The following is a 16960-nucleotide window of genomic DNA, read 5'->3' on the forward strand; positions in this document are numbered from 1 at the left end:
ACCACTCGCCATGGTTTTTGGGTCTTGGCTTCTGCGCACGTACACTGGCGCCCGTGGATCGGCGCCAGCTTCCGAACGAGATCACCAACACCGGGCAGGAGCCATGGCGTCGCGCTCCCCAGCGGCTGTTTTCAGCTCGGGCGAGGGCTTCTCGCCCGCTTGCGGACGCCTTCCTAGACCGGTTCACCGTGGGCAGCGGGAGGGCTTCTCGCCCGCTTGCGAGCGAGCTCTGGAGGCGCGCCCTGTGTGTGACCCTGCTGGCCGGCTTGCCCTCGGTCGTGAGCTGCCAGACCACGCGGGCTGGCCAAAACTCCAGCGGATCCCTGGTCGATCCCGGGACCGTCCCCGCTCAGATGCGCGAAGAGTGGCAGGCGCTCGTCGACGCGCAGGCGGGTGACCCTGGCTCGTCAGCCGTGGATCTGGCCGCGGACGCGCTGCTCGAACGCGAGCCGCCGCCCGAGCTGCGGGCCAGCGCGCTGCAGGCCAAAGCCGATCGACAATATTTGCTCGGCAACGACCTAGAAGCGATCCGTCTGGCCGATGAGGCGGTCGCGCTGCTGCCCGCGTCCGAGGCGCCACCCAAGTCCAAGTCGGGCGCGCAGCTGCACGTGGCCGTCCACCGGGTCCTCGCGCTGGCGCTCACGCGGGGCGGTGACCCGGCCCGGGCGCTGACCAAGCTCGATCAGCTCGAGGCCTGGGGTGGCATGGAGCGGGTCGAGCTGCGCGGCGCACGAGCGGTCGCGCTCGATCGTTCGGGTGACACCGCCGCCGCGCTCGCGGCCTTCGCAGGCTGGCGTGAGCTCGTCGCCGATGACGCGCCAGAGGCCGGGTACGCGCAGGAGCGGATCGCCGCGCTCAGCCAACATCTAGATCGGGCGACCCTCTTGGGTCTGGCCGAGGGCGCGCCCGGGCCCAACGCGGCCGACTGCCTGCGGGCGACCCTTGGCGTCGATCCGGGCGACCAGGCGCCAGCGTGGGTGCGTGGGTGTCAGCCGCTGCCGGATCGGGTTGGGATCTTGCTGCCGCGGACCGGCAAGCTGTCGGCGCTGGCCGATGCGCAGTTGGCGGCCGCGGTCGCGGCGGTCACGGTTCTGGGGCGGGCGCGCCCCGTCTCGGTCCTGTGGCGGGACAGCGGATCGGGCGCCGATACCGCTCGCGCCGGGGCGGATCGCCTGGTCGCGGATGGCGCCGAGGTCATCATCGGCCCGGTCGGCGCGACGAACGTGAGGGCCGCGATCTCCGCGGTTGGCGATGACCGGTTCTTGCTGCCCGGCGAGAGCACGGGCAGCGCGCGCGGCGTGGCCGCGACCCTCGAGCAGCGCACGCACGCGCTCGTCAACTTCGCCCGTTCCCGCGGCGCCCGCGAGATCCTCGTGATGGTCCCCGACAACGGCTACGGGACGCGCGTGAAATCGATTGAGAAATCAGTTGAGCAATCTGGTCTCAAGTCGTTGAAATTCATCGTTTATCCTGGATCGACAACAAGCTTCGCCCCGATCGTCGCCCCGCTCGTTCGCGAGCTCGAGGGCGGCGCCGCGCTCATCATCGCCGACGCCCTCCCGCGCACCGAGCTGATCGTGCGCCAGCTGCGGCGCGAGCGATTGCGCGTCGCGGGCGGCACCGTCGACAAGGAGGGGACCGAGGTGCTCGTGCTGGGCACGGGTGAGGGACTGGCGCCCGACGCGATTGGCGCCAAGCACGACAGCCTCGACGGCGTGATCCTCTCGCCCGCAGCGCACCCCGACGCGGATTCGCGCGCGTTCGAAGCCGAGTATTTTGCCCAGCAGCACAAGCGCCCGGACGACCAGGCGCTGCTGGTCTGGCGCGCAATGTCCGCGGCCTGGTCTGGCGCCTCGGCGACCCTCGAACCCACGCCGGACCTGGTCCGCATTCAAGGAAGCAACGTTGTCGCGGTCAAAGCGCCCTAAGGTCGAAGTTACGTCGGACAAGGGACAAGGGAGCCGGGGTCCCGCGGGCGCTCGAGCCCCGGGCCGGGCTTCGCGGGGGGGTCCGCGATCGCGCGGGGGCCCGCGGCTGCGCCCAGGCGAGCACGCCGTCCCGGGCGAGCGCGCCGTGCTCGAGCTCTTGGGTGGCGCGCCGGGTCGGGTTCGCCGGCTCTTGATCGAGGAAGGGCGCGAGTTCCCCGCGATCACAGCCCTGGCCGAGGCGGCAGGCGTCGCGCTCGAGCTCGTCGAGCGCGACCACCACGAGTCGCTCATCGGTCCAGGGCTCGCCCGCGGGGTGGTTGCGATCGCAGATCCACCGCGGATCTGGGAGTTCGAGGACCTGCTCGATCGGGACGATCCCCCGCGAACCCGTCGCGGGCACCAACTCGTGCTGGTCTGCGACGGGATCATGGATCCCCACAACCTCGGGGCAGTGATCCGAAGCGCAGAGTTCTTTGGCGCCAGCGGGGTGGTGTGGGCGCGCGACCGTTCCGCGCCCCTGTCACCGAGCGCGGTCCGGGCCTCGGCCGGGGCCAGCGAGCGAGTTGCGCTGTGTCAGGTCACCAACCTCGCGCGGGCGCTCGAGCAGGCCAAGCAAGACGGGCAGTGGTGGGTCATCGGGACGGTCGTGGACGACGGCACCCCGTTGCGCGAGCTCGCCAAGGACCCCCCCGGGCAGATGTTGTTGGTGCTCGGCAGCGAGCAGCGAGGTCTTCGTCGGCTCACGCGCGAGCGCTGTGATTTCTTGGTGACGATCGACGGGGCGGGGTCACTGGGCTCGCTCAACGTCTCGGCTGCGGCCGCGGTGGCCCTCGCTTCGCTCAGCTGAAATCAACGCCCACCAGCCCGGCAGATCGGGTACGATGTCGGCGGATCGAGAGCACCGTCGCGAGCGTGCGCTCCGATCCCGATCGGGGGCACCTCTGACATGTGCCGGCCGCTCATTTAATCGTGGTTTTCGCGGATCGTGTCGGCGACGACCGACCGACCCAGCCGAGCTGCGGGCCTCCAACATGGACTGCTGGGTTCGGACGCTTTGGCCTAGATACCTGCGACTCGACTCGTTACCCTTGCGCACCGTTTCGAAGCCGTCCGATTGCCCCGCACCGCGATCGCGACGCCTCGTCGACTCCCGCGCGCCCGGAGGAGTCGGCAGCAGCATCCAGGACCCGACATGGCCGAAGTTCGCTCCGCTCTCCTTTCGTACCTGCGCTCGACCGACGACACGACCCACGCTGCCTTGAGCGCGGTGATCGAGTCGACCGGACTAGATCTCGCTGCGGCCTCGCAAGCCGTGCGCGACGAGTCGAGCAACGTCGAGGCCGCCGCCCTCGTGCTCGCGCACTTGGTGGTCGCCACCCACGCCAAAGACGACGCCGACTCGCAAGCGATCGTCGACCGCGCCAAGACCCTCGCTCAGCGAGCGCCACGCAACGCCGACGGCAACGACGTCGCGCTGCTCTCGGGTGAGGTCGTGTGGCGCGTCGGCGGTCAGCCGCGCCTGGCCGAGCCCTACTTTCGTCGGGTCCGTCGCAACGACGCGAGCAACCCGGACATCGTCGGGTTCTATCGCGAGCTGTTCTCGGGCCCGGCCGACGGCAGCCAGCTGATGCAGGTGTTGGTGCAGGCCCGGCGGGCGAGCAAGGACGCCGACCACCGGTTCGAGCTCGCGGAAGAAATGGCCGCGCTCGCCCAAGATCGGCTCGGCAGCACCGATCGTGCGATCGAGGTCTGGCGCGCGGTCGTGCGCGAGGACGGCAGTGATCCGCGGGCGATCGCCAACCTCGAGCGGCTGTACCGAGAGGGCGCCAAGTGGACCGCGCTCGTCGAGCTGCTCAAGGATCAGTTCGACACGATCGAGGACAAGGACGAGACCAAGCAAGAGCGGATCGACAAGCTGCTCGAGATCACCGAGCTGTACCGCAAAGAGCTGCGGCTCGAGGCCATGGCGCTCGCAACCTTGCAGCGGATCTTGGACATCGATCCGCGCCACCAGGGCAGCCTCGAAGTGCTGGCCGACACCTACGCCAGCGGCAAGCGCTGGAACGATCTGCTTGGCGTGTACCAGCGCCTGCACGACGCCGCCAAAGAAGACGGTGACACCGAGGCCGAGGCCGACGTGCTGCGCAAGGTCGCGGGGATCTGGGTCGAGAAGCTGGGCAACCCCCAGCGCGCGCTCGAGCCCCTCGCCGAGCTGCTCGAGCTGTTGCCGGGCGACCGCGGGGCCCGGGACATGATGGCCAAGATCCACGAGCAGCGCCGCGACTGGCGGGCGTTGATCGCCCTGCGTCGCGAAGAGCTCGCCGAGCGCGAGGGCGAGGACGGACTGGAGCTTCGGCTCGAGCTCGCCGGGCTCGCCGAGGACAAGCTCGGTGATCGCCGCGAGGCGATCGCCGGTTGGAACGCGGTGCTGCAGCACCACGGCGAGCACGAGAAGGCCCTCGAGGCGCTCGCGCGGCTGTACGAGCGCGAGTCTCGGTGGGCCGAGGCCGCGGAGATCCGGCATCGTCAGGTTGCGATCGCCGACTCGGTCGGGCGCGCGGTCAAGCTGCTCACGGACATCGGCCACATCTACGCCGAGCGTCTGCGCAACCCCTACGACTCGATCCGCGTGTGGCGAGAGATCGCCCGCCTGGTGCCGGGCCACGACAAGGCCCTGCGGACCCTGCGTGACGCCTACGTGGCCTCGGGCTTGTGGGACGAGCTCACCGATCTCTACGTCGCCCAGGGCCGCGTGTCCGATCTCGTCGACGCGCTGCAGAGCGCGGCCGATCGGGTCGGCGCGACCGACGAGCGCGTGAGCTTGTATCGCCGGGTCGCGCAGCTGTGTCGTGAGCGCTTGGGCCAGCCCGAGCGGGCCGTCAAGGCGCTCGAGCGCACCCTCGCGATCCAGCCAAACAACTTGGTCGTCGCGCGCGAGCTGCTGCCGATCTACCGCGAGCAGGGCAACTGGGCGGCGTTGATGCGGACGATCAACGTCCTGCTCGAGGCCAGCGACAAGGTCGACGACAAGCTCGAGCTGATCGAGCAGCTGCGCGAGGTCGCGGCCGATCGTCTGCAGTCGCCGCAGCTCACGTTCCAGTGGGCGGCGCGAGCCTACGAGCTGCGCCCCACCGACGAGGCGCTGCGCGAGCAGCTCGAGCGGGCCTCGGCCAGCAGCGACAACTGGGACGAGCTCACGCGGATCTTCGAGCGGCGGATCGCCGGCGAGCCGCTGTCGGGCGCGGACAGTGAGAGCAGCGGTGAGGTCTCGGTCCAGGCGGTCAAGCGGGCCGAGCAGGTCGAGCAATTGTTGCTGCTCGAGAAGCTGGCCGTGATCGCCCGCGATCACCTATCGAAGCCCGACGACGCCCAGCGCTTCTTCCGGCGCATCATCGAGCTCGATCCCACCAACGAGGCCGCGATGCTGGCCCTCGAGGCGATCTACACGACCACGCGCCGCTGGGATGACCTCAGCGAGGTCTACCGAAGGCGCTTGGACGTCGCCCCCGACGACGCCGCGCGGCTGACCACCTTGCGTGGGCTCGCGCGCCTGCAAGAGGGGCAGCTCAGGGACTTCGACGCCGCGGTCGAGACCTACGACAAGATCCTCGCCCTCGACCCCGAGGACCTCGCCACCCTCGACGCGCTAGCCGAGATCCTGCGCAGCCGTGGCGAGTGGCAGCGGCTCGCCCAGGTGCTGCAGCGCAAGCTCGAGATCCCCAGCCTCCCCGCTGGTGAAGATGGCGAGCCGGCCGGCATGCGTCCGATCGAGCCCAGCGACATCCCGGTGTTGTTCGAGCTGTCCCACGTTCGGGCGGCGCGGCTCGATCAGACCGAGCAGGCGATCACCGGGTTCTTGAAGATCCTCGAGCTCGAGCCAACCCACCGCGTCGCGGTCGAGGCCCTCGAAGAGATCTATCGCGCCGATCCAGCGACCGCGGTCACGATCATGCGCGGGCTGCTGCCGTACTACCGCCGGGTCGGTGATCGCTCGCGCGAGGCCGAGGCGATGGAGGTCCTGCTCGCCGCCGTCGACGTCGACGCGGGTGACGGCGAGGCTGATGACGTCGCCGCCAGCGAGCGGCGCCGTGAGCAAAAGTCCCAGCTCGCCGCGATCTACGAGCAGATGCCCGAGCGCCGCGGCGACGCGCTGCGGATCTACGCCGAGCTGTTCGAGCGCGATCCTGCCGACTGGGAGGGGCGCCAGCTGCTTCAGCGGCTCGGTCGCAGCCTCGCGCAGATGCAGCTGGTCGCGCAGGCGTACACCAACGCGCTGGCCTCGATCTCCACGCAGGCCGCCGAGGCCGAGGCCGAGGGCCGCGCGCTCGAGCGCGCCGACGCCAACCTGCGCCGCGACCTGCTCTTGGAGCTTGGCGCGATGTTGCGTGACGACCTCGAGCAAGCGCTCGCGGCCGAGAAAGCCTACGCCGAGATCCTCGAGCGCGACGAGACTCACCAGGCCGCCTACGACGCCCTCGAGGCCCTGTTGCGCAGCCGCAGCGCGCACCAGGAGCTGCTCGATCTGTATCGGCGTCGGGTTGACGTGGTGTTCAACCAACGCGAGCAGCGTCAGCTGCTTGGTCGCATCATCGAGATCGCCCGCGAGGTGCTCGGCGATCGCGAGACCGCGATCGTGACGGCGGAAGAGCTGCTCGATCTGATCCCCGACGATCTGCCAACCATCGAGCTGCTCGCGCAGATGTACGCAGAGGGCAGCGAGCCGGAAGACCTCGACAAGCTCGAGGAGTTGCTCGGTCGCTGGGCCGAGCTGGTCGGCGATCGCGAGCTACGCCACGAGCTTGGCTGCAAGCGCGCCTCGCTGCGCATCCAACATCAGCAAGACGCGTTCGGTGCCGTCGATCTGCTTGGCTCGATCATCGGTGAGAACGCCGATCACGAGCAGGCCCGCGCGCTGCTCGAGGATCTGCTCGACGTGTCCGACGTGCAGGTCCAAGTCGGCGGCCTGCTGCAGCCGATCTATCAGCGGCGCGGCGACCACCACGGCCGGATTCGGGTCCTGCGTGTGCGTCGCGACAACGCCAGCGCCGAGCATCGGCGCGACGACGCGACCTCGTACTTGCTCGAGATCGCCAAGATCCAAGAGCGCGAGCTGCAGGACAACGAGCGCGCGTTCGCGTCGCTGCGCGAGGCCTACCTCAGCGATCCTCGCCGGCTCGACTCGCGCGAGCAGGTCGAGCGGCTTGGCACCGAGCTTGGCAAGGAGCGCGAGCTCGTCGAGATCTGGGGCGAGGCGCTCAACAGCGAAGAGGCCAGCGACAAGACCCTGCGCATCGATCTGATCCACCGCGCCGCGGTGCTGCTCGACGAGCGCCTGCACGACTCCGAGGGCGCGCGGCGGGCCTGGCTGACGCTGATCGATCTCGATCCGCCCGACGCCGCGCTGGCCCACAAGACCGTGCGCGCGCTGGTCCGCCTGCACCTCGAGGCGGGTGACTTCGCGGCCTTGGTCGCTGCCCAGCGGGCGCTGCTGCGGTTCACCGACGCGCACCACGAGCAGGTTCGGATTCGGCTCGAGATCGCCAAGATTCAGCTCCACCAGCTCATGGACAGGATCGGCGCCGCGCTGACCTGGGCCGAGGTCGTCGACATGGAGCCGGCCAACCGCGTCGCGCTCGATGCTCTCGAGAACTTGCTGCTCGAGGAGCGCGAGTGGCAGCGCCTGACCGAGGTGCTCGAGCACCGGATCAGCGTGGCCGAAGAGCCGCGCATTCAGGCCCAGCTGTGGCGGCGGATCGGCGACATTCGCCGGGCCGAGCTGCAGGATCCTCAGCAGGCGATCCAAGCGTTCCAGTCGGTCCTGGATCTCAAGACCGGCCACGACGACGCCGTCTACGCCCAGACCCAGCTCGTCGAGCTCAACCGCGCGCTCGAGCGCTGGCCCGACGTCGAAGAGGGCCTGCGCCGGTTGATCAGCCTGGCCGACGCCGACTCGGTTCGGGTCCAGCTGCTCGCCGAGACCGCCGAGGTCGTCGGCAAGAAGCTCGGGCGGCCCGACGACGCCCTGGATCTGCTCAAGCGGGTCTTGGATCTGTCGCCAACGGACGGGCGCGCCCGCTCGATGGTCGGCAGCTACCTCGAGCCCGACGACACCCGCGAGCGCTCGATCCGGATCCTCACGCCGCTCTACGAAGGTGAGCAGAACTGGGCCGCGCTGCTCGAGCTGCAAGAGCTGCAGGCGCGCAAGCAACCCAGCGGTCGCCGGCGTCTGCAGGCGCTGCTGCGTGTGGCTCGGACCCAAGAAGAGAAGCTCGAGGATCCGGCGCGGGCGTTCACCGTGTTGTGCGAGGCCATGACCGAGGCCGGGGATCAGCCCGAGCTGTCAGAGATCCTCGACAAGGTCGAGCGGCTTGGCGCCGCGTCCGAGCGCAGCGAGGCGCTCTACGAGACCTACCAGCGCACCGTCGATCACATCTTGGACTCGGAGCTGCAGCAGCGGGTGCTGCGGGCGATGGGCTTGGTCGCGCTCGCGCGGCTCGGTCGCCTGGACGACGCGCGCGCGGTCTACGAGCGGCTGCTCGAGAGCCGCCCCGACGACGACGGCGCCACCGATGCGCTCGAGCAGATCTACGTGCGCCAGGGCGCCGACGAGGCCCTCGCCAACTTGCTGGTTCGCAAGGTCGATCGCATCACCGACACGGTCGCGCGTGATGGCTTGCTGATCCGCGCCGCCGAGATCCACCGGACCCGGCTCGACGACGCCGAAGAGGCGATCCGTCTGTACGAGCGCCTGTCGGATCAGGGGCTGCAGCGCGAGGAGGTCCAGACCGTGCTCGAGCCGCTGTACGAGAGCACCGGTCGGTTCCGCGAGCTGGCCTCGCACCTGACCCGCAAGCTCGCGCACCTGCAGGGCAAGACGGCCGTCGACACCCACCTGCGCCTCGGTCGGCTGTACGGCGAGCACCTCGACGACCCGGAAGAGGGCATCCGCCACCTCGGCGCCGCCCTCAAGGCTGATCCCGATCACGCGGTCGGGACCGACGAGCTCTCGCGCTACTTGCAGGACCCGTCGATGCGCAGCCGCGCGGCCGAGATGCTCGAGCCGGTGTTCTTGGCCGTGCAGGACTGGCAGCGACTCCTGCAGATCCAGGAGGTCCGGCTCAACGAGGCCGAGGACCACGCCGACCGCGTGCAGATCATGCTGCGCATGGCTCGGATGCAAGAAGAGCAGCTCGAAGATCTCGAGAAGGCGTTCGACGCCTACGCCCGGGTGTTCAAGGAAGACCCGACCAACAGCCGCGTCCGCGATCACCTGAGCCGGCTCGCCAACGTGCTGGCCAGCACCGATCGCTACGCCGAGATCCTCACCGAGTACAGCTCCGCCAACCCCGACGACAACTCCGAGTCGATGCTCGAGGTCGTTCACGAGTGCGCGCGGCTGTGGGCGGGCTCGCTGCGGCAGCCGGCCAAGTCGGTCGTGCTGTACAAGCGCCTGCTCGAGGCCCGGCCCGACGATCGCCAGGTGTTTGGTGAGCTCGAGTCGGCCCTGAGCATGGGCGAGATGTGGCAGGAGCTCGCCGACGCCTACTGGGCCCAGGCCGAGGACAGCCTCGACGAGGATCGGCAGATCGATCTGCTGATGCGCCTGTCTCGGGTCGCGCTCGACGTGCTCGATGATCCACAGCTCGGGGCCAAGGCGTTCCGGCGGATCCTCGACACCCAGCCCGACAACGATCGCGCCCGCGCCCAGCTCGAGCAGGTCTATCAGCTGACCGAGAGCTGGGAGCAGCTGCTGGATCTCCTGCGTGATCGCCTGTCTCGCAGCATGGATCAGGACGACCGCACGCCGGTGTACCTGCAGATCGCGGAGCTGCAAGACGGCCCGCTCGACGATGGCGAGGGCGCCCTCGATACGCTCGAGAGCTTGCTTGGCGAGGTCGTCAACGAGATCAACGCGATCGCGGCGCTCGAGCGGATCGCCGACGCCCGCGTGCCCCAGCGCCAGCGGGTGTTCACGATCCTGCAGCCGATCTACGAGTCGACGGGCAACACCCCGCGCTTGGTCTCGGTCTGCGAGTGGCGGCTGACGGTCAGCGAGGATCCGAGCGCGCGACACGAGCTGCATCGCGAGCTCGCGCGGCACCTCGAGAGCATCCCCGATGGTGCTCAGTACGCGTTCCGGGCCCTCGCGCGGGCGCTGCACGAGCCCGGTCCCGCCGACGCGCTGATGGCCCTCGACGCCGAGATCGGACGGATCGCGACGGCGCTCGAGATGCCGGGCGCGCTCGCGGATGCCCAGGTCGCCGCGTCGGACAGCGAGCGGCTCACCAGCGACATCGATCGCCGCTTGGAGCTGTTGATCCGCGCGGCTCGGATCCGCAGCGAAGACTCGCCCGAGATCGCCGTCGAGATCCTGCGCAAGGCGTTGACGCTGCGCGATGATCAGGAAGACGCGCTCGCGTTGATGGACGCCGCGCTGGTCCGACTTGGCTATCACGAAGAGCTGCGCGAGGTGCTGATCCGCCGGGTCGAGGTGGAGGCCGACGACACCGAGCGCGTCGATCATCTGCGTCGGCTCGCGACCTTGTTCGAGGACATCCTCGCCAACCCAGAGGAGGCCGAGACAGCCTGGCGTCGGTTGCTGGACATCGAGCCCAACGACATCGAGGCGCTGCAACGGCTGAGCCGGACCTACGCCGCGAGCGGCTCGACCGGTGAGCTGATCGAGGTGCTCGAGCGGCGGATCGACGCGTCGAACGACGGTGAGGAGCGCCGCACGCTTCGCATGCAGCTCGCTGCGATCCACCGTGAGTCGGCCAAGAACCGCGAGGCCGAGATCGAGGTGCTGCGCTCGCTGTTGTCGGAGGCCCCCTCCGACGAAGAGGCGATGGCGACCCTGTCTCGCGCGCTGCTGGCTGAAGATCGCCACGCGGAGGCGGCCGACATCATTCAGGATCGGGCGACGATCGCCGCAACCGCCGAGCGCAAGGCTAGCTTGATGCTCGACGCCGCGCGGCTCTACGCCGGCCCGCTCGAGGATCTACTCGGCGCCGTCGAGCGCTACGAGCAGGTCCTGCAACTGCTGCCAGGGCAGGAGGGCGCCGTCGCTGACCTGGTCGAGCTGTGCAAGAAAGAGGACGTGTCGGAGCAGGCCGCGAACCTGGTCCGGCCGCACCTCGAGGCCCACGGGCGCTGGCCGGATCTGGCCACGATCCTCGACGCCCGCGCGTCGCTCTCGGAGGACCCCGACGAGGTGCTCCGAGCCCTGCGCGAGCTGGCCTCGGTCCGCCACGAGAAGCTCGCCGACGCAGCCGGGGCCCTCGAGGCCACGATGAAGCTGGTCGACAAGTCGTCGGCCTACGAGCTGCAAGAGCCGCTGACGGCGGCGATGCGTCTGGCCGGTGAGCTCGACGGGCTCGAGCCGCTGATCGAGCAGCTTGGCTCGCGGGCCAAGGACGACAGCCGGGATCCCGAAGCTCGGGTGGCGATCGGTCTGGCGGCTGCCTTCGCCGCGTCGGACTACATGGGTGACCCCGACAAGGCGCTCGAGGTCCTGATCCCGCTGCTCGACGCCGAGCTGGCCGATCTTGCGACCTGTGAGCGGATCGAGGAGCTCGCGGGGCGCAAGGAAGACGTCGCGTTGATCGAGCGTGCGCTGCGTGAAGGCGCGCGGATCGGGGCGGGGACCGAGAAGCACCTGCCGATGCTGGTGCGCTTGGGCGAGGCCCGGGTGACCCTGGGCAGCTGGCCCGAGGCGGTCGAGGCGTTCCGTGACGTGCTCGACATGCAGGTCGGGCTCGAGGCGGCGGTCCGCGGGCTCGAGGTCGTGCTGACCCGGACGCTCGGCGAAGACGGCCAAGGCGACGTGCCCGACGGCTTGTTGGATGCGCTCGAGAGCTCGTACCAGATGGCCAACAACGCCGCTGGGTTGGCTGAGATCGCGCGGGTGCGCCTGCGTCACGCCGAGGGGTCCGATCGCATCGGGCTGCTGCAGACCCTTGGCGGTCTGATCGAGCAAGGCGGCGGCACGCCGCTCGAGGCGCTCGAGGCCTGGGGGGCGCTGCTGGCCCTCGACGGCGACTCGGTCCAGGCGCTCGAGCGCACGCTGGCGTTGGCCGAGCAGTCCGAGCTCACGGCGCGGGCCGGTGAGTTGATGACCGCGGCGGTCGAGGCCGCCGCGCAAGCGGATCGGATCAGCCCGGCGTCGTGCCTCGCGGCCGCCCGCTTGTGGCTGACCCGGCTCAACGCCGCCGACCGTGCGATGGCCGTGCTCTCGCCCTTGCTCGAGGAGCAGCCCGAACACCCCGAGGCGCTTGGCCTGCTGGTCGAGACCGCGCGGGCGCTGGGCGACGCGAACGGCTTGCACGAGGCGCTCACCCGGGCGGCTTCGGCCCAGGCTGATCCGCTGATGGCCGCGGGTCTGTGGCGCGAGGCCGCCGGCGTGGCCGAGTCGATGCTCGCCGATCCGGCCGTGGCGATCGCGGATCTACGCCAGCTGATCGAGGCCGACGAGTCCGATCGCCCAGGCTGGACTCGGCTGCTGGCCTTGCTCGGTCAGGCCAACGATCACGAGGTGCTCAGCGAGGCGCTTGGCCATCGCGTGATGATCACCGACGACGACGCCGAGCGTCGCGAGCTTCGCTATCGCCAGGCCAACCACCTGGTCGACAAGCTCGAGCGCTTCGAGGACGCGATCATCGTCTACAACGACATGCTGGGCGCCGATCCAGCCGACACGGTCGCGCTCGCCGAGCTCGAGCTGTTGCTGCGTCGGCTCGAGCGCTGGCAAGACGTCCGCGACCTGCTCGAGCGCAAGCTCGAGGTCGTCGAGGGCGAGGCCCGGGTCGAGGTGCAAGAAGAGATGGCGCGGCTCGCCGAGGACAAGCTCGACGACGCGACGGATGCGGTCGAGGTGCTGCAGGCGGTGGTGCTCGAGTATCCCGATCGTGACGCGACCCGGGTCTGGCTCGAGCGCTTGCTGACCAAGGAAGAGCGCTGGCACGATCTGTCCGAGCTGCTGGGTGGTCGCATGGATCGCCTGCGCGAGGCGGGCGACACCGACGGCTACCGCGAGCTCGCCTCGCAGCTCGCCAGCTTGTTGGCCGAGAAGCTCGACGACAGCGATCGCGCGCAGGACATCCTGACCGAGCTGCTCGAGGTCGATCCCAGCTACGTCCCCGCGTTGCTCTCGCTGGCTTCGGTCTACGAGGCCCGCGGCGACGACTCGGCCATGCGCGAGACCCTCGAGCGCGCGGCCGCCCTCGATCCGCAGGGCTCGATCGGGGCCCGCTTGCGGCTGCGGCTCGCCGGCCTGTCCGAGGATCCGGCCGAGCGTCGCGCCCACCTCGAGAAGGCGCTTCAGCTCGATCCTTCCAACGCCGAGGCGGGCCGCGAGCTGCTCGCGCTCTCGAAGTCCGAGCAGCGCTGGGATCAGGTCGCGTACTTGCTCGAGATGGCCGTGGGTCGGGCCAAGAGCGACGACAAGCGGCGCAGCTTGCAGCTCGAGCGCGTGGACGTGATGACCGGCAAGCTGTCGGACAGCGAGGGCGCGCTGCGGGTCCTCGCCAGCATCTACGAGCACGTGCAGGACGACGTCGACGTCAACCGTCGGATCGCCGACGCGCTGTTCATCGCCGATCGCTACGAAGAGGCCGTTGGCATGTACCACTGGCTGGTCGAGATGACCGCCGGCAAGCGCAGCAAGAAGCGCGCGCACTACCTGACCCGGCTCGCCCGGATCGAGATCGCCGGCGAGCAACCCGAGGGCGCCCAAAAGCGGCTCGAAGAGGCCTACCGGCTCGACACCACCAACGTCGAGACCCTGCTGACGCTCGGCAACTTGCACGAGCAAAACCAGCGCTGGCCCGACGCGCTGAAGATCTACCGCTCGATGCTGCTGCAGAACGCCGACAAGTCCGGCCTGCTCCGGCGCGGTGACATCTACCTGCGCCTGTCGCAGGTCCACATGGGTCTGGGCGAGAAGCCCAAGGCACAAGCGATGCTGCGCCGCGGGATCGAAGAAGACCAAGAGCACTCGGGCCTCAAAGAAGCCTTGGACGCGATCGGCGGGTAGGCTCACCCGCCAAGCCACGGCACGCGGTCGTCTGCGCCCCCCTCGGGGGGCGCTCAGACGACTGCGAACAAGCGACCGCGAGCGGAGATGAGCGAGCGGGCGCGGGGGCTAGACAGCCGCGCGCAGGCGGGCGACCAGGACATCGATCGCGACTCGGTTCTCGCCGCCTTCGGGGATGATCAAGTCGGCGGTCCGCTTGCTCGGCTCCACGAACTGCACGTGCATCGGTCGCACGGTCTCGTAGTACTGCTTGCGAACCGCCTCGAAGTCGCGGCCGCGCTGGCGCATGTCTCGGCGGATCCTTCGGATCGCCCGGATGTCCGGCTCGGTGTCGACGAAGATCTTGATGTCGAGTTCGCGCCGCAGGTGCTCGTCGACGAACACCAAGATGCCCTCGACGATGATCACGGGGGAGGGATCGAGGCGCTCGGTCGTTGGCTTGCGACGGTGGGTCTTGAAGTCGTAGACCGGCACCTCGATGCTGTTGCCAGCCTTGAGGTGTTGGAGGTGCTCGATCAGCAGCGTGGTCTCGAGCGACTCCGGGTGGTCGTAGTTGACCCGGTTGCGCTGCTCGATGCTGAGCTCGGGCTGGTCCCGGTAATAGTGATCGTGGCGCAAGGTTGCGACCGAGCCCACAGGCAGCGAGGCCGCGAGCGCGTCGGCGACCGTGCTCTTACCTGATCCACTGCCGCCGGCGATGCCGATCACGAGGCTAGGTCGCTGGTGCTCCACCGCCGGCAGGTATAGATCCATGCGCCCCCCAAAAACAGTCGCCATCCGGTCCGGTCCGGTCCGCGTCAGACGCTCACATACGATAGCGAACAGCGGTTGCGGTCGGCGCAGTCCGAGCTGAATGCGGGGTTCGAACGATTCGCTGCAGAGGGCGAAGCGCACCAGACGAACGTGCAGGGCGTCCAAGAAGCACCAGACGAACGTGCAGGACGTCCAAGCAGCACCAGACGAACGTGCAGGACGTCCAAGAAGCACCAGACGAACGTGCAGGACGTCCGAGACCGGTACACGAGCCCCCTTCAAGGGGGCCACACATGCCCTCGCGGACAGCCACCCCCGAGGAGCGAAGCGACCAGACGCGCAGCGGCTGCAGTCGGCGCAGTCTGAGGTGTATGTGGGGGTCTAAGGACTTTTGATGATGCCGGCTTTTCGGGCTTCTTCGGCGGAGATGCAGTCTTCGTCGACCGTGTTGTCGCAGTCGTCGTCGATCTTGTTGCAGATCTCGACGGTGCGCACATGGGTTGGCTGGCACTGGATCGAGCCAGCGACGCACTGCTTGGTCCCGGCGGCGCAGGCCCCCGCTTGCCCGGTCTTGCACTCGGCCCCGGTGCCATCGACGTCACCGTCGTCGATGGCGCCGTCACAGTCGTTGTCTTTGCCGTCGCAGACCTCGGTGGAGGGCGCCTTGGCCTTGGCGCTGCAGACGGACTCGCTGCCGTCGGGGCTGCACGCGTAGCTACCGGCTACCCGACACTCACCCTCGCCGGCGAAGCACTTGGTCCCGTCGCGCTCGAAGCCATCGTCGACGCGGCCGTTGCAGTCGTCGTCGATGTTGTTGCACAGCTCGACACCCGGGAGCACAGCGCCATCGCAGGCGGCCCAGAACCCCTTGTCGTCGCAGGTGCGCTCGCCCTCTTTGCAGATCCCGCGGCCAATGGTGCCGTCGGGGCCGGCGACGCCGTCGTCGAGGAAGTAGCAAGGCTCCTTGCTAGCGGGGTAGCACTCCGCTGCGGTGCGCTTGCCAGCCTGCTTGCGGGCCTTGGCGAGCTCTTTGTCGACCTCGCTCATGCCCTGCTTTTGGCAGCCGAAGCCAAGCCCAGCCAGGAAAGCGAAGCTCAAGGTGAGCGCAATTTTTGGGGTCCGTGGGGAGCGCGCGGACATGTGAGCCAGAGTACAACGTCTGGACCCGGCCGACTAGAGCGCCGATCAGCTCGGACCGATCAGCTCGGACCGATCAGCTCGGAGTCGCGACGTGATATGGTCCGCCCACACCGTGTCCGTTCTTGGCAGGGCATACCTGGGCGTCAGCCTGATCGTCTTCATCCTGGGCTTGATCTGGTTCACGCTCGTGCTCCAGGAGAACCGCGCCTGGGTCGAGGTCGTGCTGCTGGTGCCGCGCTTCGACTTCGTCGATCCGCTGATCCGCAAGCGCTTCAAGATGAACGTGGCCGCGATCTTGGCTGGGTGGGGCGGGTGCATGAGCTTGCTGTTGCTGATCGGGATCGTGGCGCCGTTTCGGATCCGCAGCATGGCGCTGTTTCAACGGCGCCTGCGTGAGCTCGAGCGCGAGATCCTCGATCTGCGCACGCTGCCGCTGCGGCAGCAGGAAGAGGACGAGATCCTCGCGGCCGAGGCCCACCTCGACATTCGCGCGAAGAAGGTCATGACGGAGAAACTGCGTCGCGATCGGATGCTGCGCGAGGACGTCGACGGCGAGTTTGACGACGATGACGAGCTGCCCTCGCTGGCAGGATCTGGGTTTCGACCGCCGACCGCCGCCCGCGGAGCCGCGCGGGCCCCAGCGCACGCGCCAGCGGGGACCGATCACACGAAGGGGAAGGGGACCCCGTGAGCTTCGTCCTCGTCGCGCTGATCTGCCTGGCGATCGGCTTTGGGGTTGGCTGGTGGTACGTGGTCCCGCGCCGGCTCGACCGCGAGAACGCGGCCCGGCGCAACCGCGTGCTCTACGAGCTCGCCGAGGGCGACCGCGAGAACGTCGCCCAGGAGCTCGAGCAGATCTGCGCCTCCGAACCGGGTGACCCCACGGTGTTCTTGGCCCTCGCCGCGCTCGACCGGGGTCGCGGGCGGATCGAGCGGGCCAAGGCGGTGCATCGCACGGTGTTGGCCTCGGCAGATCTCCCCTCGGAGCAGCGTGTGGCGGCGCTGGTCGGGCTGGGCCGCGACCTGCTGGCGCAGGGCAACGAGCGGGCGGCCGTCGGCGCGCTGGTCCGGGCGGTCAGCTTGGCGCCGCGCAGCGTGGCCACGCTGA

At 69.2% G+C, this 16960-nt stretch carries 7 protein-coding genes; 5 read left to right on the forward strand and 2 right to left on the reverse strand.

Annotated elements, in window-relative coordinates:
• The first annotated feature begins 248 nt into the window (after positions 1-248).
• The 3 genes from DB30_RS34130 to DB30_RS34140 all read left to right on the forward strand — a co-directional run bounded on the left by DB30_RS34130 (position 249) and on the right by DB30_RS34140 (position 13959).
• Complete coding sequence (locus tag DB30_RS34130; RefSeq protein WP_052557067.1) at positions 249-1928, forward strand: ABC transporter substrate-binding protein; 1680 nt, start codon at positions 249-251, stop codon at positions 1926-1928.
• A complete protein-coding gene (rlmB, locus tag DB30_RS34135; RefSeq protein WP_276204407.1) occupies positions 1906-2775 on the forward strand; it encodes a 23S rRNA (guanosine(2251)-2'-O)-methyltransferase RlmB in 870 nt (289 codons plus the stop codon). The genes DB30_RS34130 and rlmB overlap by 23 nt, the downstream gene beginning before the upstream one ends.
• A gap of 345 nt (positions 2776-3120) precedes the next feature.
• Positions 3121-13959 carry a tetratricopeptide repeat protein gene (locus DB30_RS34140; protein WP_052557071.1) on the forward strand — a complete coding sequence of 3613 codons (10839 nt, stop codon included), beginning with the start codon at positions 3121-3123 and terminating at the stop codon, positions 13957-13959.
• A 108-nt stretch (positions 13960-14067) separates the two neighbouring features.
• On the opposite strand, the gene udk is transcribed toward DB30_RS34140, so the two are convergent.
• Positions 14068-14691 (reverse strand): uridine kinase, encoded by a 624-nt coding sequence (udk, locus tag DB30_RS34145; RefSeq protein ID WP_240480396.1) that lies wholly within the window; start codon positions 14689-14691, stop codon positions 14068-14070.
• Between the two features lie 402 nt (positions 14692-15093).
• On the reverse strand, positions 15094-15852 hold the full coding sequence (locus tag DB30_RS41885; protein ID WP_146661886.1) for a MopE-related protein: 759 nt from the start codon (positions 15850-15852) through the stop codon (positions 15094-15096).
• 112 nt (positions 15853-15964) lie between these two features.
• Here DB30_RS41885 and DB30_RS34155 point away from each other — a divergent pair, with 112 nt between their 5' ends.
• Positions 15965-16543, forward strand: a complete 579-nt coding sequence (locus DB30_RS34155; protein WP_052557076.1) for a hypothetical protein — start codon at positions 15965-15967, stop codon at positions 16541-16543.
• Positions 16540-16960 (forward strand): tetratricopeptide repeat protein (locus DB30_RS34160; protein WP_146661888.1); only part of this gene is annotated, 421 nt, incomplete at its 3' end. The genes DB30_RS34155 and DB30_RS34160, both read left to right, overlap by 4 nt.

It is taken from the genome of Enhygromyxa salina (assembly GCF_000737335.2).
In the GTDB taxonomy this organism is placed as follows: Bacteria; Myxococcota_A; Polyangia; order Nannocystales; family Nannocystaceae; genus Plesiocystis; species Plesiocystis salina_C.

What these genes read in the sequence shown, in the direction of transcription:
- DB30_RS41885 (WP_146661886.1), bottom strand. Translation starts at nt 15,852, where the DNA reads ATGTCCGCGCGCTCCCCACGGACCCCAAAAATTGCGCTCACCTTGAGC.
- DB30_RS34140 (WP_052557071.1), top strand. Translation starts at nt 3,121, where the DNA reads ATGGCCGAAGTTCGCTCCGCTCTCCTTTCGTACCTGCGCTCGACCGAC.